23 protein-coding genes and 1 pseudogene are annotated in these 22,812 nt (G+C 63.6%); 7 read left to right on the top strand and 17 right to left on the bottom strand.

What is annotated here, in order from left to right; all coding sequences use genetic code 11:
* Window positions 1-33 precede the first annotated feature (33 nt).
* The 4 genes and pseudogenes from era to WEB61_RS07165 form a co-directional block, all read left to right on the top strand.
* A complete protein-coding gene (era, locus tag WEB61_RS07180) occupies window positions 34-954 on the top strand; it encodes a GTPase Era (RefSeq protein ID WP_368063648.1) in 921 nt (306 codons plus the stop codon).
* A gap of 11 nt (window positions 955-965) precedes the next feature.
* Entirely contained in the window at window positions 966-2,270 is a 1,305-nt protein-coding gene (locus WEB61_RS07175; protein ID WP_368063647.1) for a hemolysin family protein, read from the top strand.
* A gap of 93 nt (window positions 2,271-2,363) precedes the next feature.
* On the top strand, window positions 2,364-2,864 hold the full coding sequence (locus WEB61_RS07170) for an RpiB/LacA/LacB family sugar-phosphate isomerase (protein WP_368063646.1): 501 nt from the start codon (window positions 2,364-2,366) through the stop codon (window positions 2,862-2,864).
* Between the two features lie 587 nt (window positions 2,865-3,451).
* Window positions 3,452-3,604, top strand: a pseudogene (locus WEB61_RS07165) (GTPase Era); the annotation flags it as partial.
* Between the two features lie 8 nt (window positions 3,605-3,612).
* Here WEB61_RS07165 and WEB61_RS07160 read toward each other — a convergent pair.
* The 10 genes from WEB61_RS07160 to WEB61_RS07115 form a co-directional block, all read right to left on the bottom strand.
* Window positions 3,613-4,845, bottom strand: coding sequence for an MFS transporter (locus WEB61_RS07160; protein ID WP_368063645.1), 1,233 nt, complete (start codon window positions 4,843-4,845; stop codon window positions 3,613-3,615).
* Window positions 4,846-5,180: 335 nt separating this feature from the next.
* Window positions 5,181-7,241 (bottom strand): 3'-5' exonuclease, encoded by a 2,061-nt coding sequence (locus WEB61_RS07155; RefSeq protein WP_368063644.1) that lies wholly within the window; start codon window positions 7,239-7,241, stop codon window positions 5,181-5,183.
* A gap of 112 nt (window positions 7,242-7,353) precedes the next feature.
* Complete coding sequence (locus WEB61_RS07150; RefSeq protein WP_368063643.1) at window positions 7,354-8,013, bottom strand: class I SAM-dependent methyltransferase; 660 nt, start codon at window positions 8,011-8,013, stop codon at window positions 7,354-7,356.
* Window positions 8,013-8,732 carry a spermidine synthase gene (locus WEB61_RS07145; RefSeq protein WP_368063642.1) on the bottom strand — a complete coding sequence of 240 codons (720 nt, stop codon included), beginning with the start codon at window positions 8,730-8,732 and terminating at the stop codon, window positions 8,013-8,015. The genes WEB61_RS07150 and WEB61_RS07145 overlap by 1 nt, the downstream gene beginning before the upstream one ends.
* Window positions 8,729-8,971: a hypothetical protein gene (locus WEB61_RS07140; RefSeq protein WP_368063641.1), complete on the bottom strand. Its 243-nt coding sequence runs from the start codon at window positions 8,969-8,971 to the stop codon at window positions 8,729-8,731. The genes WEB61_RS07145 and WEB61_RS07140 overlap by 4 nt, the downstream gene beginning before the upstream one ends.
* A 136-nt stretch (window positions 8,972-9,107) precedes the next feature.
* Window positions 9,108-9,317: a hypothetical protein gene (locus WEB61_RS07135; RefSeq protein WP_368063640.1), complete on the bottom strand. Its 210-nt coding sequence runs from the start codon at window positions 9,315-9,317 to the stop codon at window positions 9,108-9,110.
* Window positions 9,314-10,195: a class I SAM-dependent methyltransferase gene (locus tag WEB61_RS07130; RefSeq protein ID WP_368063639.1), complete on the bottom strand. Its 882-nt coding sequence runs from the start codon at window positions 10,193-10,195 to the stop codon at window positions 9,314-9,316. The genes WEB61_RS07135 and WEB61_RS07130 overlap by 4 nt, the downstream gene beginning before the upstream one ends.
* Window positions 10,196-10,199: 4 nt before the next feature.
* Complete coding sequence (locus tag WEB61_RS07125) at window positions 10,200-10,367, bottom strand: hypothetical protein (RefSeq protein ID WP_368063638.1); 168 nt, start codon at window positions 10,365-10,367, stop codon at window positions 10,200-10,202.
* A 451-nt stretch (window positions 10,368-10,818) separates the two neighbouring features.
* Entirely contained in the window at window positions 10,819-11,028 is a 210-nt protein-coding gene (locus WEB61_RS07120) for a hypothetical protein (RefSeq protein ID WP_368063637.1), read from the bottom strand.
* Between the two features lie 114 nt (window positions 11,029-11,142).
* Window positions 11,143-11,313: a hypothetical protein gene (locus tag WEB61_RS07115; RefSeq protein WP_368063636.1), complete on the bottom strand. Its 171-nt coding sequence runs from the start codon at window positions 11,311-11,313 to the stop codon at window positions 11,143-11,145.
* 371 nt (window positions 11,314-11,684) lie between these two features.
* Between WEB61_RS07115 and WEB61_RS07110 the strand changes: the two genes are divergently transcribed.
* The 3 genes from WEB61_RS07110 (at window position 11,685) to parC (ending at window position 15,269) form a co-directional block, all read left to right on the top strand.
* Complete coding sequence (locus WEB61_RS07110) at window positions 11,685-12,029, top strand: TraR/DksA family transcriptional regulator (RefSeq protein WP_368063635.1); 345 nt, start codon at window positions 11,685-11,687, stop codon at window positions 12,027-12,029.
* Between the two features lie 101 nt (window positions 12,030-12,130).
* A complete protein-coding gene (gene recO / locus WEB61_RS07105; protein WP_368063634.1) occupies window positions 12,131-12,859 on the top strand; it encodes a DNA repair protein RecO in 729 nt (242 codons plus the stop codon).
* A 157-nt stretch (window positions 12,860-13,016) separates the two neighbouring features.
* Entirely contained in the window at window positions 13,017-15,269 is a 2,253-nt protein-coding gene (gene parC, locus WEB61_RS07100) for a DNA topoisomerase IV subunit A (protein WP_368063633.1), read from the top strand.
* A 424-nt stretch (window positions 15,270-15,693) separates the two neighbouring features.
* On the opposite strand, the gene WEB61_RS07095 is transcribed toward parC, so the two are convergent.
* The 7 genes from WEB61_RS07095 to WEB61_RS07065 all read right to left on the bottom strand — a co-directional run bounded on the left by WEB61_RS07095 (window position 15,694) and on the right by WEB61_RS07065 (window position 22,743).
* Entirely contained in the window at window positions 15,694-16,224 is a 531-nt protein-coding gene (locus tag WEB61_RS07095; RefSeq protein WP_368063632.1) for a hypothetical protein, read from the bottom strand.
* Window positions 16,225-16,230: 6 nt separating this feature from the next.
* A complete protein-coding gene (locus WEB61_RS07090; RefSeq protein WP_368063631.1) occupies window positions 16,231-17,805 on the bottom strand; it encodes a TRAP transporter large permease subunit in 1,575 nt (524 codons plus the stop codon).
* Between the two features lie 11 nt (window positions 17,806-17,816).
* Window positions 17,817-18,356: a TRAP transporter small permease subunit gene (locus WEB61_RS07085; RefSeq protein WP_368063630.1), complete on the bottom strand. Its 540-nt coding sequence runs from the start codon at window positions 18,354-18,356 to the stop codon at window positions 17,817-17,819.
* A 16-nt stretch (window positions 18,357-18,372) separates the two neighbouring features.
* Window positions 18,373-19,449 (bottom strand): TRAP transporter substrate-binding protein, encoded by a 1,077-nt coding sequence (locus WEB61_RS07080; protein ID WP_368063629.1) that lies wholly within the window; start codon window positions 19,447-19,449, stop codon window positions 18,373-18,375.
* 63 nt (window positions 19,450-19,512) lie between these two features.
* Window positions 19,513-20,319, bottom strand: a complete 807-nt coding sequence (locus WEB61_RS07075) for an arginyltransferase (RefSeq protein WP_368063628.1) — start codon at window positions 20,317-20,319, stop codon at window positions 19,513-19,515.
* A 35-nt stretch (window positions 20,320-20,354) separates the two neighbouring features.
* A complete protein-coding gene (locus tag WEB61_RS07070) occupies window positions 20,355-22,223 on the bottom strand; it encodes an SLC13 family permease (protein ID WP_368063627.1) in 1,869 nt (622 codons plus the stop codon).
* A 40-nt stretch (window positions 22,224-22,263) separates the two neighbouring features.
* Window positions 22,264-22,743 (bottom strand): RDD family protein, encoded by a 480-nt coding sequence (locus tag WEB61_RS07065; protein WP_368063626.1) that lies wholly within the window; start codon window positions 22,741-22,743, stop codon window positions 22,264-22,266.
* Window positions 22,744-22,812: the final 69 nt, after the last annotated feature.

Raw genomic sequence — 22,812 nt, 5'->3', positions numbered from 1 at the left:
AAACTGTCATAAAACTGTCACAAACGAGAAAAGATGGAAAACCAGAGCAGCCGACCGGGACCGCAACGCTGCGGGTTTGTCGCCATAATCGGGGCGCCGAATGCGGGGAAATCGACTCTGCTCAACCGGATGGTCGGATCGAAGGTCGCGATCGTCACCCACAAGGTGCAGACGACGCGCGCGCGCATCCGCGGCATCGCGATGGAAGGAAACACCCAGATCGTGTTCGTGGATACCCCGGGGATATTCAAGCCGAAGCGGCGGCTCGACCGGGCGATGGTGGATGCGGCCTGGGGGGGCGCGGGGGATGCCGACCTCATCGTGCTGATGGTCGACATGGAGAGCGGCCGCGACAGCGATCTCGACCGCATCGTCGAGGGGCTGAAGGCGCAAGGCCGGAAAGCGATCCTTGTGCTGAACAAGGCGGATGCCTGCGCGCGCGAGAAACTGCTGAAGACGGCCGCGGCGCTCGCCGAAACGGGGATCTTCACCGAGACCTTCATGATTTCGGCGCTGACGGGCGACGGCGTCGACGACCTCAAGCGCCATATCGCGGCGCTGATGCCGGAAGGCCCGTGGCATTATCCCGAAGACCAGGCGGCCGATGTGCCGCTGCGCTCGCTCGCCGCCGAGATCACGCGCGAGAAACTTTTCCTGCGGCTGCATGACGAGCTGCCCTATTCGCTGACGGTCGAGACGGAGGAATGGGAGCAGAAAAAGGACGGCTCGATCCGCATTGCGCAGGTCATCTATGTCGAGCGCGAGAGCCAGAAGAAGATCGCGCTCGGCAAGGGCGGACAGACGATCAAGACGATCGGGCAGCTCGCGCGCGAGGAGCTTGAAGAGATGCTCGAGTGCCGCGTGCATCTCTTTCTCTTCGTCAAGGTGCGCGAGAACTGGTCGGACGACCGCGAACGCTACCGCGAGATGGGGCTCGACTTTCCGAAGGAGTGAGCGAAGGACCCATGGTCTATATCGAACTTCTGGTCGTATTGCTTCTGATCGCCGTCAACGGCGTGCTGGCGATGTCGGAGCTTGCCGTCGTGTCGTCCCGAAAGGTGCGGCTCGAACAGATGGCGCGGGAGGGCAGCGCGGGCGCGCGGCGGGCACTGCTGCTGATCGACGATCCGAGCCGGTTCCTCGCCACGGTCCAGATCGGCATTACGCTTGTCGGCGTCGTCGCGGGTGCGTTCAGCGGCGCGACGCTCGGCTTGCGGCTCGGCACCTGGCTTGCGACTTTCCCCATGCTGGCGGATTACGGGCCCGCGGGCGGCATCGCCGTTGTCGTCGTGTCGATCACCTATCTGTCGCTGGTCGCCGGCGAGCTGGTGCCCAAGCGCATCGCGCTGCTCAGTCCCGAGCGCGTGGCCGCGGCGATCGCGCCACCGATGCAGTTGCTGTCGCTGGTTGCGGCGCCGGCGGTGTGGGTTCTCAAGGTATCGATCGATGCGGTGCTGAAGCTGCTGGGGCTCGGCGGCACGCGGCAATCCACGGTGACCGAAGACGAGGTGAAATCGCTGATCGCGGAAGGTACGCGGGCCGGCGTCTTCATGCCACAGGAGCGCGAGATGATCGAGGGTGTGCTCAGGCTTGCCGACCGCACGGTGCGCGCGATCATGACGCCGCGTCCGGATCTTGTATGGATCGACAGGCATGCGACGGCGCAGGAAATTTCGGAAACCGTCCGCACGCACCGTTTCTCGCGGCTTCTGGTGTGCGACGGATCGGTCGATGAAGCCATTGGCGTCGTGCATGTGAAGGACATATTGCCGGCGGCGCTGGAAGGCGGAACGCTGGAACTGGACCGTTTTCTCGCGCCGGCGATCGTCGTGCCGGACCGCAAGGAGGTTTTGCGGCTGCTCGACCGGTTCAAGCGCGACAAGGTGCATTTCGCGGTCGTCGTCGACGAGTACGGATCGACGCAGGGCATCGTAACCCTGACCGACATTCTCGAATCGATTGCCGGCGAGCTGCCCAAACGCGGCGAGGAACAGGAGAAAATGATGGAGCGGCGGGCCGACGGCTCATGGCTCGTCGACGGCGCCATGCCGGTCGACGAATTCGCGGTGCGGATCGATGCCGGCGCTATTGGCGGCGACTTCCAGACGGTCGCCGGCCTGGCGCTTCTGCAGTTCGGCCATTTGCCACAAACGGGCGAGGCCTTCACGTTCAAGGGGCATCGCTACGAGGTCGTCGACATGGACGGACGCCGCATCGACAAGATTCTGGTGACGCCGGTGCGGGACGACACGGGGGAGGGTGCAGTCTGACCTATGCTGACCGTGCGGCCGGTTTCCGCATCATGACCGACTGGAAATTTATCTGAAGCCTGTGAAAAACCTCTGTCTTGAAGGTGCTGCCATATGGCCATGAAAGTTTATTTCGCTTCGGACCATGCCGGATTCGATACCAAGAACAAGCTTGTCGAATATGTCCGCGATCAACTCAAATGCGAGGTCGAAGACTGCGGTGCCCTGGTAGACGATCCGCAGGACGACTATCCGGGAATCGTCGCCAATGCCGCCAGAAAACTTTCGGAAGATGTCGCCGCCGGGAAAGACAGTCGCACCATCGTTGCCGGGGCTTCCGGACAAGGCGAAGCGATCGTCGCGAACAGGTTCAAAGGCGTTCGCTGCGCGCTCTATTATGGCGACCCCGGGAGCGAGCAAGTGGACGCTTCCGGCAAACGTCTGGATATTCTGGCCTCGACGCGCGAACACAACAACGCAAATGCGCTCTCCCTCGGCCTTCGGTTTCTTACGCTCGATCAAGCCAAAGACGCCGTCGCGCGCTGGCTCGCCGCACCGTTTCCGGGTGAAGCGCGCCACGCACGCCGGATCACGCAGATAGATCAGGTTTCGTAGCGGGTTTGGACCCGAATGCTGTGACAGGAGCATCTATTTCCATGCTGGGAAGGGAGCGTTGCTCCTGTCACCGTATTGAACCGTGAGGTTGATGCCTTGTTGAAGCGGTACTGGTTCAGTTTTGATGAGTTGCCCAAATACAGCCCGTTGCAATTTGGCTGTGGGGTTACTGCATATAGCTACGATGACGCTATCACCTTGCTCCGTCAGTCGGTGTTCAAAGACGAAGCTATCCCGCAGATAAAGAGAGTCATTGAGAATGTGGACATCTCGACGCTCGACCGGGGGCATGTAATACCTAACATGGAAGCTCCGGTCTGGCGTGGAGTGTGGTTCCCAAAAGGGTATCGGCTACTATAGCCACGCGATTTTACCCCTCTATCGACGCTGGATTTCCGCCTGTCTCATGTTTTAGTGATGAGCTATAGCCGTCCGGCCGCATTGTTTTGCGCTCTCCTGGAGCATTTAAAATACGATGAAAGGCGCAGCGATCCCCCTGCTCAGAATGGAACGTTGCTCCTGTCACGGTATTCCCCGAGGGGAGGGTGAGAAGTGGCGTGTTCGCGGGGCAAGAATTGACAGCTTCGTCATTGCGAGGCGTCGGGCGACTGGCGCGCGAGGAGCTTGAAGAGATGCTCGAATGCCGCGTGCATCTCTTCCTGTTCGTCAAGGTGCGCGAGAACTGGTCGGACGACCGCGAACGCTACCGCGAGATGGGGCTCGATTTTCCGAAGGAGTGAGGAGGCGATCAGCGCAGGCGTATCAGCGCCAGCGTGCCCGCCGCCATGAGAAGCGCTGCCATGCCGAAGCCGAATTGCGGCGAGACCGCCGTCCAGAGAATACCGACGGCGGCGCTGGAGAAGAACTTCGCGGCGCCATTGACCGTGCCGAGTGCGCCGTAGCCCGTCGCCAGCGTGCGCTCTTCGACCATGCCGGCCGTGACCGTCGCTTCAAGCGCTTCCTGCACCGCGACATAGAGGCCAGCGATAAAAAAGATGCCAGTCAGAAGAGCGATTCTATCGCCGTTGCCGGTGGCGAAGACGAGGGCCGTCAGAACTGCGGTCAGGACGCCCAGCGCATAGCCGACGATCAGCACCGGCCGGGCGCCAAAACGGTCGGCGAGCGCGCCAACGGGCCATGATGCGACGACCTGTACGGTGTTGCGCCCGACATAGAGAAGTCCGGCGACCTGGGCCGCCTGCACGACGCCCATCGAAGGTGTGAGCAGTTGCGTTGCGGCGAGGATCAGCAGAGCGTGCGAGAAATCGCCCATGCCGAAAATGCCGACAGCGGCGAGATAGCGTTTGAAACGCGCCGGCAGGCCCTTGAGCGTCGACATGAATTTCATCGCCGGATTGGGTGTGTGTTCGGGATCGCGCACCAGCGTCAAAAAGGCGAGAACCGCGAGGAGGCCGGGGATCAGGGTCAACCAGAAGACCAGCCGGAACGGTTCGTCCGCGCTGTCCCAGGGCAGGGTCTGCGCCCAACCGAGCAGCGCGACGCCAAGAAGCGGGCCGGCAATGGCGCCGAGCGAGTCCATTGCGCGGTGAAACCCGAAGGCGCGGCCGCGCGTTTCAGGCGCGATGGCCTGCACGATGATGGCATCGCGCAAGGGGCCGCGGAGGCCCTTGCCGAACCACGATACGATGCGGCCCAGAAGAATGAGCGGCCAGCCGACGGCGAGGGCGATCAGGGCTTGACCGACCGGCGTCAATGCGTAGCCCACAATGACCAGCGTCTTGCGGTGGCCGAACTTGTCGGCGATGTAGCCCGAGAACATTTTGGTGAAGCTGGCGATCGCGTCGGCGGCCCCTTCGATGAGGCCGAGCGCGGCCGCCGGAATGCCGAGAACGGCAAGAAAGCCCGGCAGGATGACGGTCGTCGTCTCGTAGCAGAAGTCGCCCAACGCACTGGTGATCCCGGCGCCGAGAACGGTGCGGTTGAGCCAGGCCCTGGGTTGAGGTGCTTCCGGTTTATTCATGATTTGGCATGATCTGGCATGATTGGGCTCGCGAACTCAAGCCGTTGCCGCGCCAGCGCGCAAGGCGCTTTTCAAATTTCGAGCCTTCCCCCTACGCGCCAAGAAGCGCTTCGGAGGACAGGCCCCCAGGGGAGGGTGAGAAGTAGCGCGTTCGTGGGGCAAGAATTGACAGCTTCGTCATTGCGAGGCGCGGCGAAGCCGCGACGAAGCAACCCAGAGAGCCGCGAACTCAGCGCATGCCGCTTTCCGGGATGCTTCGCCGCGTTTCGCAATGACGGTTTTTGGTTGGGGTGTTGCGTGGCCATGCGTTGTCCGTTCCGCGCGGATGCGCTCCGCTACGGCTGCTTCGGCAGGAAGGGCGCGGGGGCGCCGTTGGCGATGAGGGTGAGGCGGTGCATGGCGCGGGTGCAGGCGACGTAGAGCAGGTTGCGGTCCATTTCGGTGCTGTAGTTGGCGGCGCTCGCGCCGGGGACGATCACCCGGTCGAATTCGAGGCCCTTTGCGAGATGGGCGGTGCAGATCATCGCGCCGGCCGAAAAGCCCGCGCTCGCGCCGTCGAGCAGGCGTACCTCCCGGCCTGCGGCGGCGAGGGCGGCGTGAACCTTCTTCGCTTCTTTCTGCGTGCGGGCGATGATGGCGAGCGTCTTGTGATCGGAGGATTCGAATTCGCCGATCTCGCGGATGAGCCGCGTGACGACATCGCCCTGTTTCCTGCAGACGACAAGCTGCGGCGGCTCGCCGTGCCGCTCCATCGGGATCAGTTCGTCGTTGGGCGAAATGGCGAGCGCGAACCGCATGATCTCCCATGTGGAGCGGTAGCTGCGGGTGAGTTTGACCGGCGCGGCGGCGCGCAGGACGTCGCGTATCTGGCCGGCGGTCGACGCGCTGTAGGGATTTACCGCCTGGGAGGCGTCGCCGAGGATCGTCTTGCGGCAGTTGAAGAGCCGGCCGAGAACGGCGTATTGCAGCGGCGTGTAATCCTGCATTTCGTCGATCAGCAGATGCTTGACGTCCTTGTACGGATTTTCGATGCCTTCAAGCTTCATCTTCAGATGGATCAGGGGGAAGACATCGGCATATTCGAGCCGGCCGCCAGCGGTCTTGTAGAGATCGGGCCGCTCCATCCAGACGAAGAGGTTCTTGTAGGCTTCGCGCAGCGCCGGGCGGCGCACCATGCCGCGCACCGCTTCGCGGAGGGAGCGGCGTTCCTCGGTGCGGAGATCGTGATTGTAGTAAATGCCGATCTGGTGTTCGGCCGCGCCGACGACATGGCCGATGCGTTCGGTGAGGCCCATGCCGCGATATTTGCGCCAACTCTCCTCGAAGAACCACTCGGGCACGATGCGCTTTCCGGTCCGCCATTCGACGGCGGCGAAGGAACCGGCTTCCAGATGTTCGACATAAGCGTCGATCCGCTTCAGGAAATCGGGAGAGGCCTTGGCCGCGATGCGCGCCTTCAGGGCCTCGTCGTCCTTCTCAAGCAATTGAGCGGTCTGTTCGAAGAAGGTCTGAAAACGGTATTTGTGACCGAGAAGTTCCCCGGCCAGATCTTCCATGCCGATTTCGCCGACCATTTCCTCGCCGAGTTCGGGAAGGACGTTGCCGATATAGTCGGCGAAGACACGGTTCGGCGAGACGATCAGCACGTCGCTCGAGCCGAGCGAGTCCTTGAAACGGTAGAGCAGGAAGGCGATGCGGTGCAGCGCGATGGAGGTTTTTCCGGAGCCGGCGACGCCCTGGATGATGAGCGTGTGCGCCTCCGCGTCGCGGACGATGGCGTTCTGGTCGCGCTGGATCGTCGCGACGATATTTTTCATGCCGTCGTCGGAGGAGCGGCTGAGCTCCTGCTGCAACACTTCGTCGACGATGTTCAGACCGGATTCAAGCATGAATTCCAGTTGCCCGTCGCGGATGCGGAACTGCCGCTTCCGCTCGATCCGGCCCGAGACTTCGCCGCCGGGCGTTTCGTAGCGCGCGGGGCCGGTCTCGTAATCGTAGAACAGGGATGAGATCGGCGCGCGCCAGTCGTAGACAAGCGTCTTCTTCGTCTCGTCGTCCTGGAAATCGTGAACGCCGACATAGACGGGTTCGGCATCGGCCTTGCCCTGACGGGTGAAATCCACCCGGCCGAAATAGGGCGAGCGCCGGAGCTTCCGCAGCTTTTGCCGCTGGGCGCGGATTACCTCGGCCGAGCGCAGCTTCTGGTCGATGGTTTCGCGGATCGCGATCTTCTCGATGTGATCCATGTCGCGGCGCGCTTCCCATATATGGGTCTTGCTCTCCTTGACCTCCTGCGCATAGGCGTGGAGACGCGAGCCGATCGCCTGCAGGTTCAGGTCGATGGCTTCGAGGCAGGCCTGGAGGCGCGTTCGTTCTTCTGCTTCTTCCGGTTTCATATCCCGTTCGTGTCGTTTGGTGCGCAGGCGCCGGCGAATTGGTGCGTGTTGTATTCGCTGCCGGTTCTAGCGGAAGAAGGGGGACGGATAAAGAGATGCGGACCGGCGGGCATCAAAGCGGAAGAGATGTCGCCTTGCGAACGAGGCAAATATTCGGCGCCGGGAATTCACAGGTCCAGCCGCGCCATGCCGCGACGATGCGGAACGTTTCCTCGCGGTAGAAGACCACATGGGTCGGGTCCTTGCGGTAGTGCCAGTCGGCGAAGCGGGCATCGTCGGTCTGGAAGCTCGTCATCAGGCCGAGCCAGCCGCCGGGACGGAGAAGGTTGTGCAGGCGGTCGAACTCGTCGGCCGGGCGGTGGAAATGTTCGATTGTTTCGGTGCAGGCGATGAAGTCGTAGCTGCGGGCAAGCGCTTTTTCGTCGGGGTGGAAGAAGGGATCGTAGAGCGCCATTTCGTGGCCGGCCTCGCGGAGCATGGCAGCCAAAGCGGGGCCGGGGCCGCAGCCATAGTCGAGGCCGGACGAGCCGGGCGCGAGGCGCGCCAGCAGCGGCGTGGCGAGCTTCGACAGGAAAGCGCGGTAGCGCTGATCGGCGGGATCGTTTTCGTGGGTCAGGTAATGCGCGCGCTCGACATCGGGCGCGGGGTGCTGCGCGGGATCGAGGAAGCGTGCCTCGCAGGTTTCGCATTTCCAGTAGCGCAGCGGGCCGACCTCCATGAAGGGGACGGGCGAAGGCACGCAGCAAACGGGGCAGGATTCGGGAACGGACATCAGGCGGTTCGCGCCAGATAAACGGTCTGCGTGAATTCGCGGTCCTGCTGCAGCGGATTCTTGAACGTCACCGGCTCGGCGCGCGCTTCGGCGAAGACGGCGGCAAGGCGCTTCACGAAGGCTTCGTCCGGCCGGTCGTTCGACCAGAGACCGAAAATGCCGCCGGGCCGCAAGACGCCAGCGACTTTCTTCAAACCTTCCTCGCGATAGAATGCGCCGTTCGCCTCCGCGAGCCAGAAATCCGGTGCGTGGTCGATGTCGACCAGTATCGCGTCGTAGCGGCGGCCCCTGTGCTCGGCGACGAAGCCGTTTCCGGCCGCGGCGAGGGCGAAGAAATCACCGCGCGCAAAGCGGCAGCGGGGATCGCCGCTGAGTTCCGGGCCAAGCGGCAGCAAGCCCTCTTCGTGCCACTCGACCACCGCATCCAGAAATTCCACAACGACCAGCGAATCGACCTTGTTGTCTTCCAGCACCGCGCGGGCCGTGTAGCCGAGGCCAAGGCCGCCGACCACGACATCGAAATGGGCGCCGTCGAGGTCGGCAAGCGCAAGGCGGGCGAGGGCTTCCTCGGAAGCCGTGAAGAGGCTCGACATCAGATATTCGTCGCCGAGCTTGATCTCGTAGACATCGACGCCGAGCGACAGCTCGCGGCGCCGGCGCAAGGTCAGCGCGCCGAGCGGCGTGGGGCGGTAGTCGAGTTCGGCAAAGAGTTCGCTCATCGGCCGCGCGCCGATTCTGTCTTCGCGCGCTCGTCGCCGGTCATTTCCTCCAGCAGGAAGGAGAAAAGGCCAACGAAAGCGGTCGCGTCGGCAAGAGAAGAAAAATGCATTGCCGCCTCGCCGCCGGAAAACGAGGCAAAGGCTCGCTCACCGCAGCTCAGCCCACGCAACTCATCCAGAAGCTCCAGCACTTCGCACGACATGTCGATGCCGAGCCAGACGGTGTGAAGATTTGCCATGACGACCCTTGTTTCAATGAGGCACTCAAATTCAGCAGCGGCATTCCGGTTGTATTTCCCCGGCGTGGTCCGTTGCCGTATCCAGTCCGCGTTTTCCCGCAAGATCGGCTAGAATAATCCACCGGGAGATGCCCGTTCAGCAGACATATTTCACATCCTGAACGATCCCCGGAAAGCGATTTTCGATTTCGGTCAATCCGGATTCATCCTTGAGATATATCGAAACGCGGCCATCGAACCGCTCCACCGTGTATTTGTGCGGCCATTCGCCGGAGAGGAACTCGAAAACACTCTTTTCCGTCAGCAGGGAGAGGTTGGGTGAAAGAAGCAGCTTGAGACGTGTCATACGACACCTATCTGAAAGAACATCAGCAGTCTGAGGATGCGTGCTTCGACCCACATGTTGTCGCCGGTCGGCAGGCGCCAGCTCCAAGGCTGCTTCACGGAAAATTTCGCAGCGCGGAGCATGCGCGCGAGAGAGGAAGGAGTGAAGTAGTTGAGGTGATCGGGCAGGCGGAATCCACACCACTTGCGGCCGCGCACGAAGCGGTTGACCGAGGCATAGTTCGGTACCTTGATGAACAGGACGCCGCCAGGTTTCAGAATACGTTGTGCCTCCGCAAGAACGTCCGACGGCTGAGCTTCGTGTTCGAGATAGGACCGCATGGCGATGGCGGCGAACTTTCCGGACGGCAGCTCGCGCATGACGTGAAGCGCCGGGCCGATATATGCGGTTCCACCACGGGACTCGAAGTTTTCCCGCGCCTGCCGGCCGAGATATTCGGAGATCTCGATGCCATGCGGCCGAACTTCCGGAGGCAGGCCCATCAGGTGGAGGCCGGTAGCGCAGCCGATATCCAGAACGTCACCCTCGACGCAGGACCGGACCAGCAGTTCCGTCATGTTGCGGCGCTTGAAGAGGTGCATACGCCAGCGTGTTTTCTTGCTGATCGTTTGCGCGACCCTGTCTTCCTTCATGCGCCGTTCCGTTTCCGCGCCGTGGGATTTTTCCCAGGCGAGATTGGAAGCGAGCTCTTCGTAGACGGGTGCCTTCTCCAGATAAACGAAACCGCAGACGCATTGGCGCATCGGCCACTCGGCATTGCCATAAGCCAGCATCCTGCCGCTCGACGGCGGCGCACCGCACAGGGCGCAGTCGCGGCGGGTCGTGGCAGGCTGTGCGGGAAGTGTGTCCGCATCGGTCGCGGGTGCCGGCGATTCCATGACGTCACTCCATCTCGAAATCGGAACGAAGACCGATGGGTTCGGGGCCGCAGCCGCGTTCATCGACGACGGAGTCCTTGCCGAAAGATTCGCTCGCGGAGCGGGTTTCGACGGCAAACCGGGTCTTGTCGCCATCGAAGGACGGCTTCGACTTGTCCGTGTACTTGTTCATTCGCTTCCCCAAAATGCGAAGCAAAGGACGGCGTCCGTCGAACCATCGTTCTACGGGGAACACCGGATTGACCGGCACCGGGCCACATTCTCTTGCGGCGGCCGGTGGTCGGGACGCAGGCAAGATGCCTGAGTTGTCCGATGTCACCGAGCCTGTCGCTTCGGATGTGCCCCATTGTTCGGGGTGTTTGCGGAGCTTCAAACACCGGCTCCGCTGCAGCGAACGTTAGACGATGCGGAAGCGCCTGTGTAGCGAAAAATTCCGCCGGACGGGACCGACGCAAAGGCGAAATTTGGCCGGAAACCGGGAACCGAGACAAGCGGCGACGAAAGAGCGGCGAAATATTCACTCATCCGGACGGCCCTTCGCGAGGGTGAGGACAATGCCGGTATCGGCGGCACAAACGGACCGGGAGCACGACTTTTCGATCGGCAGTCGTGCCGGCCGGCGGTCAGTAGACGTCCCTGACTTCCTCGATCAGATCGGCGTAGCGGCCCCGAATGTCGTCCATTTTGCTGTCGTCGCGCATCAGGATCGAGATACGGCCATCGAAACGCACGATGGTGTGCTGTTGCGGGCATTCGCGAGCAAGGAAGTCCGACATTTCATCGACCTTCTCCAGGTCGAGCCGGTCTTTCAGAACAAGTTTCAATCGTCTCATATGGTCTCACGCTCCATGTCTCTAGCTTCGTCGCGTTTCCGGACGGTGAACCGGATTCCACTTCACCTGGAAACGCTCTAACCGGTTTGCGGTATTCTCAAATTTTCGCCACCGTCACCGCAATTCTTCAGGCACGGGGCGCAGGCCGATCGGCTCGGGGCCGCAGCCCTGTTCGTTGACGATCGAATCCCCGATCAGCGAGGCGTGGCGGCTGCGCGTTTCGACCACGGGGGCTTCCGGCGTTTCATTGTCATTTGCAGTGAAGTTTTTTCCGTACGTATCCATCTGCTCTCCATTTTCGGATCGAAGGCAAGGGAACGGCGGTCACGCGGCGGGAGCCGCATGTGCGAATGGACGATCCGAAGGCCAACGGCACCGCATATTGCGGCGCAGCCCGGCTGTCGAGATCGTGGCGGATGGCTCGCAGCCATCGCTCCAGTCACACAGATCGCCGAACTTTCAGCTTCGAAATCGTCCCCGAAATGTTGGGGACAGGCGGGGCCGGGCCTGTTTCGGCCGGGCATCCGCACGAGGCGGAACCTAGCCCAGTTCGATGCTCTTGTGTAGCGCAAAATTTGTGGCAGGTTGACGCAAGCATTCATGCTGGAAAGGGCGCATTTTGCGCGCCGCGGGAAGGACGAGAGAGGGATCACCGAATGTCCGAAGACGCGCTTGCCGCGCGATTCCGGCCGCTGCTCGAAGCGGAGCTTCAGGCGTTGCGCGCCGAGTCTGCGTCGACGGCGGAGGATCGTGCGCCGGTGACGCTCGACCAGCAGAGCGTCGGGCGGCTGTCGCGCATGGACGCGCTGCAGGCGCAGGCGATGGCGCAGGCGACCGAGAAGCGGCGGCACGTCCGCATGGCGCAGGTCGAGGCGGCGCTGGCGCGCATAGAAGCGGGCGAATATGGATTTTGCGGCGCCTGCGGCGAGGCCATCGCAGAGAAGCGGCTCGCGGCCGATCCGGCGGCGCATTTGTGTGTCGGGTGTTCGAAGGGGCGGTGAGGGATTGATGCTGTCGAACTCCTGATTGACCATGGAAAAGATAAAGAAGACGTGGATGGCCCGCATGAAGCGGGCCATGACGGATAAGGAAGAATGCGAACGTGGAATGGCGTGACGAGGGGTTTGTGCTGTCGGCGCGGGCGCATGGCGAGAACGGCGCCATTGTCGAGCTGTTCACGCGCGCGCAGGGGCGGCATCTCGGGCTGGTGCGCGGCGGGGCGTCGCGGCGGATGAAGGGTGTGCTGCAGCCCGGCAACAAGCTCGCGGCGCATTGGCGGGCGCGGCTTTCGGAACATCTCGGCACCTATCAGGTGGAGCTCGTGAAGCCGCTGGCGGGCCTCCTGATGGACGATGCGCTGGCGCTGCTGGCCTTGAGCGCGGCAAGCTCGATTGCCGAGGCAATCCCGGAGCGGCAGGCGCATCCCTCGCTTTACGACGCTTATGACGTGCTGCTCGGGACGATGGAAGACGGCCGTGTGTGGCCGGCGGTTTTCGTGCGCTTCGAACTCGGGATGTTGCAGGAGCTTGGTTTCGGGCTCGACCTGACGCAATGCGCGGCGACGGGGGGACGGGACGACCTGATTTACGTGTCGCCGAAAAGCGGCGGCGCGGTCAGCCGCGAAGCGGGCGAGGCCTACAAGGAGAGGCTGTTCCGGCTGCCGGGATTTCTGCTCGCGTCGCAGGCCGGCGAAGCGAGCGCGGCGGAGGTTGCCGAAGGTTTGCGGATGACCGGGCATTTCCTCGAACGGCATCTCTATGCGCCGCAGGGGCGGCATCTGCCCGACGCGCGGATCCGGCTGATGGAGAAGATCGCGGCGAGGGCGGAGTGAGGGACGAATCGCTGGTATAGTGTGTTGACGCCCCTGTTTCGTCATGACCCGGCCTGGCCGGGTCATCCACGTCTTTCTTTCAGAGAATGCCGCCAAGACGTGGATGGCCCGAATAAATCGGGCCATGACGGGTTTGTTTTGCAGTTGGACAAGACCCATGACCAAAGCCGTTACGCCGCCGCCGATCGAGCCGGAGCATGAAGTCAATCTGCGCGAGGCGCTGGAGACGCGGTATCTGGCTTATGCGCTGTCGACGATCATGCACCGGGCGCTGCCGGATGTTCGCGACGGGCTGAAGCCGGTGCATCGCCGCGTGCTGTTCGCGATGCAGCAGTTGAAGCTCGATCCGGGATCGGGGTTCAAGAAATCGGCGCGCGTGGTGGGCGATGTCATCGGCCGCTATCACCCGCATGGCGACCAGTCGGTCTACGACGCGCTGGTCAGGCTCGCGCAGAGTTTTTCGGTGCGTTATCCGCTGGTCGACGGGCAGGGCAATTTCGGCAATGTCGACGGCGATAACGCGGCGGCCATGCGCTACACGGAAGCGCGGCTGACGGCGGTGGCGGGGCTGCTGCTCGAAGGGCTCGACGAAGACACGGTCGATTTCCGCGAGACCTATGACGGCGAGGACCGGGAACCCATCGTGCTGCCGGGCGCCTTTCCGCAACTGCTCGCCAACGGCGCCTCGGGGATCGCGGTCGGCATGGCGACCAGCATTCCGCCGCATAACGCGGCCGAGCTCTGCGACGCGGCGCTGCATCTCATCAAATATCCCAATGCGCGGATGGCGAAGCTTGTCGAATTCGTGCAAGGGCCGGACTTTCCGACCGGCGGCATCATCGTCGAGACGCGCGAGGCGATCCTCGAGGCTTACGAGACCGGGCGCGGCGGCTTTCGCGTGCGGGCCCGGTGGGAGAAGGAAGAGCTGCCGCGCGGCGGCTATCAGATCGTCGTCACCGAGATTCCCTATCAGGTGCAGAAGTCGAAGCTGGTGGAGAAGCTCGCGGAGCTGCTGCAGGCGCGCAAGCTGCCGCTGCTCGAAGATGTGCGCGACGAAAGCGCCGAGGAAATCCGCCTCGTGCTGGTGCCGAAGTCGCGGACCGTCGAGCCCGAGCATCTGATGGAATCGCTGTTCCGGACGACCGAACTCGAAAACCGCTTTCCGCTGAACCTCAACGTGCTGTCGGCCGGCCAGGTGCCGGGCGTGATGAATTTGCGCGAGGCGCTCCGGGCCTGGCTCGAACATCGCAAGGAAGTGCTGGTCCGGCGCTCGAAATTCCGCCTCGACAAGATCGCGCGGCGGCTCGAAGTGCTGGAAGGCTATCTCGTCGCCTATCTCAATCTCGACGAGGTGATCCGCATTATTCGGGAGGAGGACGAGCCGAAGCCGAAGCTGATGAAGCGCTTCAAGCTGACCGACAATCAGGCCGAAGCCATCCTCAACATGCGGCTGCGCTCTCTGCGCAAGCTTGAGGAAATGGAGATCAAGGGCGAGCACAAGACGCTTTCGAGCGAACAGAAGGAGCTCAAGGCGCTGGTGCGGTCGGACGCCCGACAATGGGAACGGGTGGCCGAGGAGATCAAGGCCGTGCGGGCGACATTCGGGCCGAAGACCGATCTGGGGCGCCGGCGCACCAGCTTTTCGGAGGCGCCGACGATCGATTTCGTGCCGGTCGAGGCGATGATCGAGAAGGAGCCGATCACGGTCGTCTGTTCGAAGAAGGGCTGGATCCGCTCGATGAAAGGGCATCTCGGGTCCGACGCCGACATCAAATACAAGGAAGGCGACGGGCCGCGCCTCACGATCCATGCGGAGACGACGGACAAGATCCTGCTCTTTGCGACGGATGGACGGTTCTACACGCTGGAAGCGGCGAAGCTGCCGGGCGGGCGCGGGCATGGCGAGCCGGTGCGGCTGATGATCGATCTCGACGAGAGCCGCGACGTCGTGGCGCTTTTCGTGCATCAGCCGGGGCGCAAGCTCATCGTCGCTTCGCATGAGGGCAACGGGTTCATCGTGCCGGAGGACGAGGTGGTGGCGATGCGGCGCGCCGGCAAGCAGGTGCTGAATGTCGGCGGCACCGACGAGGCGGTGGCCTGCGCGGTGGTGCAGGGCGACCATGTGGCCGTGATCGGCGAGAACCGGAAGCTGCTGATCTTTCCGCTGAAGGAAGTGAACGAGATGACACGCGGCAAGGGCGTGCGCCTGCAGCGCTACAAGGATGGCGGTCTCGGCGACATCAAGACCTTCACCCTGAAACAGGGGCTGATCGCCTATGACCGTTCCGACCGGATGCGGACATTCGATGGCCTGAAGGACTGGGTCGGCGCGCGTGCGCAGGCCGGGCGCCTGCCGCCCAAGGGCTTCCCGGTGGGGCACAAGTTCGGCGGGACTTTCGGGGCGGCCTAGATCGCTTCATGTCCGGATTGATTGGTCTTGCGAGCCCCGACATCAGGATTTCATGCGACGGCGCGAAGAAGAAAAAAGAAGGAAGGTATCACGCGGAGACGCGGAGAAGGGAAGGAATAGTTCACGCGAAGGCGCGAAGACGCGAAGGACCAAAGACGGGAGGAGATTTTCGCGAGAGGGCGATTGCGCCTGCGGCGCGAAGATTCTCTCGGCGCGAAGCGCCAATCCCTACTTCTTCCTTCTTCGCGTCTTCGCGCCTTCGCGTGAAACCTTTCTTTCTTCTCTGCGTCTTCCCGGGGGCACAAGTTCGGCGGGATTTTCGGGGCGGCGTGACAGGAGGGGTCGAAGGGCCGACCCCGGCCAAGACGGTCACGGCCGGGCTTTAAGCCACCGCTGTCTGGTTTCAAATGTGTGACGGTTCGTCCTAGTGCGGCGGCTCGGGCTCCGGGAGCTCTTCGACGATCGTGAAGGGCTGGCGGACCTCGTAGCCCCAGTAGCGGGCGAGGAGGCGGTATTCGCCGGGCTTGACGCGTGTGGGATCGAGTTCCAGCGTATAGGCGCCGGTCAGCGAATGTTTGGGGTCGAGGAAGCCCGAGACCGGCAGTTCGACGCAAGGTTCGCCGCCGGTTTGCGACTGCACGAATTCGCTTTCGGCATCGAGGACAATCCAGCGAAAAATCTCGCATTGCGACGCAGCCTCGAGCGGCAGGCCCTCCTTGCTGTTGTTGGCGATCTTCATTTCGACATCGAGTTTCACCGGCGCGTCCTCGCGCCAGGACGCGACCTGTACCGGCGTTGCCGTGACGACCAGCGGCTCCTCGAGGTCGACACGGCCGGTGACGATGAAGAAGGTGACGACGCCGACCATGGACATCGCGACCAGTCCGATGCGCATCATGTTGCGGCCGGCCGTGCCGGCGGCATCGGGATCCCTGGAAGGCGGTACTCTGGACATGGGTTTTTACATTCCGCTGAAAATGAGTTTCGGGAGCCATGTGGCGAGCGGCGGGAACATGGCGAGGATCGCAAGCGCTGCGAGCTGAATGAGGACGAAGGGGACGGCGCCGCGCCAGATCTGCATGGTGGTGACGATGTCGGGGGCGACGCCGCGCAGATAGAACAACGCGAAGCCGAAGGGCGGTGTCAGGAACGATGTCTGCAGGTTGACCGCCATCATGACGCCGAGCCAGACCGGGTCGATGCCCATCATCAACAGGATCGGCGCGACGATGGGCACGACCACGAAGATGATTTCGATGAAGTCGAGAAAGAAGCCGAGCAGGAACATGATCGCCATGACGATCACGACCGCGCCCATCGGTCCGCCCGGCATGGAGGTGAGGAATTCGCGCACCGTGTCGTCGCCACCGAGGCCGCGAAAAACGAGGCTGAAAAGCGCCGCGCCGATCAGGATGACAAAGACCATGGAGGTGATGCGCGCCGTCGACTGGACGACATCGGAGAGAACCTTGCCGCCGAGGAGACGGACGAGGCAGGCCAGCAGACCGGCAGCAAGGCCGGCGCAAAGGAGATATGCGAGCCAGATGCCGGCCTGGTCGGCGCCCGAGATTTCGCTGCGCGCGGTGCGCAAGTCCATCGCCCAGGTGAGGACAAGGAGCGCCATCAGCGACAGGGCGGCGAGGCGGGCGGGAAACTTCATGCCCTCGAGGCGGTCGCCCGCCAGCAGGATCGAGCCGATGGCGCCGACGGCGGCCGCTTCGGTCGGGGTCGCGATGCCGCCGAGGATCGAGCCCATGACCGCGACGATCAAGGCGACGGGCGGAACGAGCGCGCGCAGGGTGCGGCGGTAGAGTTCTGATGTCGAGACGCTGTCGTCGACCGGCATGGCGGGCGAGGATTTCGGATCGAGGGCGGCGCGGACGATCTGGTAGAGGATATAGAAGCCGACCAGCATCAGACCGGGCAGCAGTGCACCGGCAAAGAGATCGCCGACCGACAGTGTGTCGGGAGCGAAGATGCCCTGGTCGAGCTGGGCGCGCTGATAGGAATTGGCGAGCTGGTCGCCCAGGAGCACCAGCACGATGGACGGGGGAATGATCTGGCCGAGCGTGCCGGCGGCGGCGATGGAGCCCGAGGCCAGCGCGGGGTCGTAGCCGCGGCGCAGCATGGTGGGCAGCGCCAGCAGGCCCATGGTGACGACGGTGGCGCCGACAATGCCGGTGGAGGCCGCCAGCAGCGCGCCGACCACCGACACCGAAATGCCGAGACCGCCGCGCAAGCGGCCGAAGAGGCGGCCCATGTTTTCCAGCAGTTCCTCGGCGACGCGGGAGCGCTCCAGCATCGTGCCCATGAAGACGAAGAGCGGCACGGCGATCAGCACATCGTTGGTCATGTTGCCGTAGATGCGCTGGGGCAGGGCGGCCATGAAGCCGAAGTCGAAGACGCCGAAGGCCATGCCGAGAAAGCCGAAGCCGAGCGCCACGCCGGCCAGCGTGAAGGCGACCGGAAAGCCCGTCAGCAGCACCGCGCAAAGCACGGCGAACATCAGAATGTCGAGCGAGTCGCGAAGCTCCATGAGCGGGCGGCCTAGAGCAGGGGCGCTGCTTCCTCGACGGGCTTTTCGAGCCCGGCGAGAACGCGCAGCGCATGGATGACGGTGGAAAGACCCTGAAGCGCCAGCAGCACGACAAAGACGAGAATAACGCTTTTCAGCAAATAGACGCCCTGGATGCCGCTGGTTTCGCGGCTGCCCTCGCGGACGCTCCATGAGCTTTCGACATAGGGGAACGCGACATAGAAGATCAGAAAACAGACGGGCCAGAGCAGAAAGAGCGTGCCGGCGAGGTCGACCCGCGCCTTATAAGCGGGCGAGGCCACGCGGTAGAAGATATCGACGCGGACATGGGCGTTGTGGAGCAGCGTGTAGCCGGCCGCCAGCATGAAGAGCGTGCCATGCATGTAGACGATCGATTCCTGCGCCCAGACCGAGCCGACGCCGAAAATGTAGCGCATCAGCACGACGACGAACTGCGCCAACACCATCAAGAGCGCGAGCCAGGCAACGGTGCGGCCGACGCGCTCGTTCAAGGCGTCGATCAGGCTGGCAAGGCGTGCAAGTGCGTTCATGCTTTCGAAGCGCCGGTCAGTTGCGGCGCGCCTCCACAAAGCCTTCGTCGCCGATCCGCGTCCATTCCTCGGAAATTTCGAGCGCTTCGCGGAAGCTCGCATAGATTTCGGCGGTGGCGGCATCGCTCTTCGCCGCATCCTCCAGCACCTCGTGCGAGGCTTTCTTGAGGCCGGCCAGCACATCGGCGGGGAATTTCCGCATCTGGACGCCGTGCTTTTCGACCAGCGTCTTCAGGGCGCGGCCATTGTGGTAGGTATATTCGGCCAGCGTGTAATCGTTTTCGGCGGCGCAGGCGGCGCGCACGACCGCCTGTTGCTGTTTGGTGAAGCTTTCCCATACGTCGAGGTTGAAGCCCGCCGCAAGGCTCGATCCCGGCTCGTGGAAGCCCGGCCAGTAGTAGAATTTGGCGATGCGGTAGAAACCGAAAGCCATGTCGTTCCACGGCGCGACCCATTCGGTCGCGTCGATGGTGCCGCTCTGCAGGGCGGGAAAAATATCCGGGCCGGCCAGCGTGACGGCGGCGGCGCCGAGACGGCGCATCACCTCGCCGCCAAGACCCGGCATGCGGATTTTCAGACCCTTGAAGTCGTCGAGCGAATTGATTTCCTTGCGGTACCAGCCGGAGAGCTGCACGCCGGTGTTGGCGGCCATGAACGGCTTGATGTTGAAGCCCTTCGCCAGCTTGTCCCAGAGCTCCTGGCCGCCGCCATGATAGATCCAGCCGTTGATTTCATTGGCGGTCATGCCGTAGGGCACGGCGGTGAAGAAATTGTAGGCCTTCGACTTGCCCTGCCAGTAATACTCCGCACCGTGATAGATGTCGGCCGCGCCGCCCGACACGGCGTCGAAGGATTCGAGCGCCGGGACGAGTTCGCCGGCGGCGAAAACCTTGATGTCGATCTTGCCCTCGGTCATGTCGGAGATGCGCGTCGCCAGCCGTTCGGCGGAGGTGCCGAGGCCCGGATAGTTTTTCGGCCAGGTGGTGACCATCTTGAGCTGGCGCGACGCGCCTTGCGCGATGGCCGGCGCGGGCATGGATGCGGCGGCGAGGGCGGCTGTGCCGGCTCCCGCCAGAAACGAACGGCGCTTCATCGATGACTCCCCAGTGACTTCCCCTGACGCCGCAGCGTCGAAGCGGGGCCAGTATAGGCACGCCTACGCAGGGCGCAACGGCTTCCGAAACAAGGGGTTAGAGAGCGTGGCGGCGCTTCCACCGGCGGGCGGCAGCATCTCGCTCCAGCCCTGAAGGCCGAGCGCCTCGAGCGGCTGGAAGCGGGTCTTGTAGGCCATCTTGCGGCTGCCATCGACCCAGTAGCCGAGATAGACGTAAGGCAGGCCGAGCATGCGGGCGCGCTCGATGTGGTCGAGCACCATCCAGGTGCCGAGGCTGCGCGCCGTCTCGGCGGGGTCGTAGAAGCTGTAGACCATCGAGAGGCCGTCATCGAGCGTGTCGGTGAGCGCCGCAGCGATCAGCGGCGGCGGCCCGTCCGCCTCCTTTTCGCGCGGGAGACGGTATTCGACGACGCGGGTGGCAACCGTGGTGTCCTCGATCATCGCCACATAGTCGATGGGGGCCATGTCGGCCATGCCGCCATCGGCATGGCGGCTGTCGAGATAGCGGCGCAGCAGCGCATACTGGTCGTCGGTCGCCTTGGGCGCGCGCAGACCGACCGAGAGATCGGCGTTGCGGGCGATCAGGCGGCGGAAGGTGCGGCCGGGACGGAAGCGGTCGACGATCACGCGGACCGAGACGCAGGCCGTGCAGCCGTCGCAGGCAGGGCGGTAGGCGATGTTCTGGCTGCGGCGGAAGCCGGCCTGGGTCAGCATGTTGTTCAGCGAGACGGGCTCATCGCCGAGGAGATGGGTGAAGACCTTCTTCTCGTAACGGCCGGCCAGATAGGGGCATGGCTGTGCCGTCGTGATGTAGAATTGCGGAAAGCGGATGCGGGATTGGTCTGTCACGGCCTGTTCGCGCCTGTTGCACCGGCGCCCGGCGGTCAAAGTCCGTAATACCAAGGCGCGAAGAAAGAATAGGCCAACCAGAGCAGGATGACGAGAGGGGTGCCGGCACGGACGAAATCCCGGAATTCGTAGTGTCCCGGTCCCATAACCAGCAGATTGGTCTGATAGCCCATGGGGGTCGCGAAGGAGCAGTTGGCGGCGAAAATCACCGCATAGACGAAGATCAGCGGGTCGACGCCGAGCTGGTTTGCCGTGCTGATGGCAATCGGCGTGAAGAGGACGGCGGTCGCGTTGTTGGTCAGCACATTGGTCGTGATGGCGGTGGCGAGGAAGAAGGCCGAGAGAATCACCGGAACGCCGTAGCCCGAAAAAAGCACCACGGAGGCCTCCGCGATCGCCTGGGCGCCGCCGGTGACATCGAGCGCGGTCGCGACGCCGAGCATGGCGCCGACCATCAGGAAGATGCGCCGGTCGATGGCGCGCGCGGCCTGGCGGACGTTCAGGACGCCCGCCGCGATGATCGCGCCGGCGCCGGCGATGGCCGCGATCTCGATGGGGAGCCAGCCGAGCAGCACCGTCGAGACCATGATGCCGAAGACCGCCAGCGCCCGGTGGGCGAGCTTCGGGTCGGGAAGCTCCGTCGCCGACCATTCGAGCAGCAGCACGTCGCGGCTGTGACGCAGGTCCTGGATGTGGGCGCCCTTGCCCAGCACCAGCAGTACATCGCCGGCCTCGAGGCGGATGTCGTTGAGGACGGTGCGGATCATGCGGCTGCGGCGCTGGACGCCCAGCACGATGCAGCCGGTCTGGTGGCGGAAGGCGATCTGTTCGATCGTCTGGCCGATCATGCGCGAGCCCGGCGCGACGACGGCTTCGACGAGCGTCAGTTCGCCGCCGGGGCGGGACGGCGCCTCGCCATTGCCGGCGCCTTCGGCGAAGCGTTCCTCGAGCATGCCCTCGAAAATCTTCGAACCCGATTTCAGCGACTCGGTCAGCGTCTGGCGCGTCGCGGCGACGATGATGACGTCCCCGGGTTCGAGCGTCACATCCTCGAAGGGCGGCAGGATCGGATGTTCGCCGCGCTGGATCATGCGCACCGTCATGTCGCGCAGGGGCGCGAAAAGGCCGGCCAGCGCGATGGCGCCGACCAGCGGGTGGCCGGCCGTTACCTCGATCTGGGCGATGTACTGCTTGCCGCCGCCCTGATCGGCACCGCCAAGCTCCAGCGCCGGGCCGGCGCGATCGGGCACCAGGCGCGGCACGACAAGGGTGGCGTAGAAGAAGCCGATGGTGGCCAGGAACACGCCCGGAACGACGAAATCGAAAATGCCGATGGGCGGCAGGTTGGTGGTCAGGACGACGCCGGCCGCCAGCAGGTTGGTCGAGGAGCCGATCAGCGTGGTCATGCCGCCGAGGATCGAGACGAAGCTCAGCGTCATCATCACCTTCGGCGCGCGCTGGCCGAAACGGCCGGCGAGCGTCGCCAGCACCGGGATGAACATCACGACGATCGGCGTGTTGTTGAGAAAGGCGCTGCTGACGGTGATCAGCAGGAAGGTCAGAAAGATCGTGCGGGCGGGATGGCGCGAGCCGAAATCGGCGACCGTGCGCGTCACGCCGTCGAGCGCACCGGTCTGGAACATGCCCTGTCCGATGACAAGAAGCGCGAGGACCGCAATCAGCGCCGGATTGGCGAAGCCGGAGAGTAGCGCCGTGGCGCCGAGCATGTTGCGGCCGTCGGGCCCGATGACGGGGAAGAGATAGAAGAAGACCAGCAACACCGTCAGGATCGCCAGCGCCGATATTTCGAGCGTCAGGCGCTCCATGCTGAACAGCAGCACGGCCGCCAGCACCAGCGCGTAGACGGCCCACATCTGCCAGACAAAGGGGGTCAGCGTTTCCATGCGCGCATCAGACTCGCGGGTTCATGCAGCGGGACGACGGCTAAGCGGAACGGCGGACGAAAACGGTGCCGCAGAGATAATCGTGAAGACAGCGGCGGCGTGTATTGAAAAGAGGCACGATCAGGACAAGCGGCGTGATCGCCGCGGTCGTAACGTAAAAGAGGATCGTCTGCAGCGCACCCTGCAGGTAGCCGGGGCGGCGGCCGTCCCAGGTGCGCAGTTCGATGCCCTGCCAGCGCATGCCGGGCGTCGCCGATCGCGGGCCGCCCAGGGTCAGCGTGAAATAGGCCAGCGCGAGCAGCGGCGTCAGCGCCGCGCTCGGCCAGAGCAGGCCGAAGGTCAGGATGCCGAGAAAACCGAACAGGATGTTCGCGGCGAGGAGAAGGACGCAGATGACCAGAAGATCGGCGAGAAAGGCGAAGCAGCGGGCAACGACGATGCCGTCGAAAGCGCCGGCCGACCAGCCGCCCTCTTCAGAGGGCGAGAAAGAAGATCGGGCTATCTGGTTGTGATCGCTCATTTTTCCCCTTGGCGCCGACATGCGGTTGCGACGGTCCGAGAGGTGAGACTTAAGACCAGAACGGCGCCA

It is taken from the genome of Parvibaculum sp., assembly GCF_040882025.1.
Taxonomy (GTDB): Bacteria; Pseudomonadota; Alphaproteobacteria; order Parvibaculales; family Parvibaculaceae; genus Parvibaculum.
This window is presented reverse-complemented; position numbering and strand designations above follow the sequence as displayed.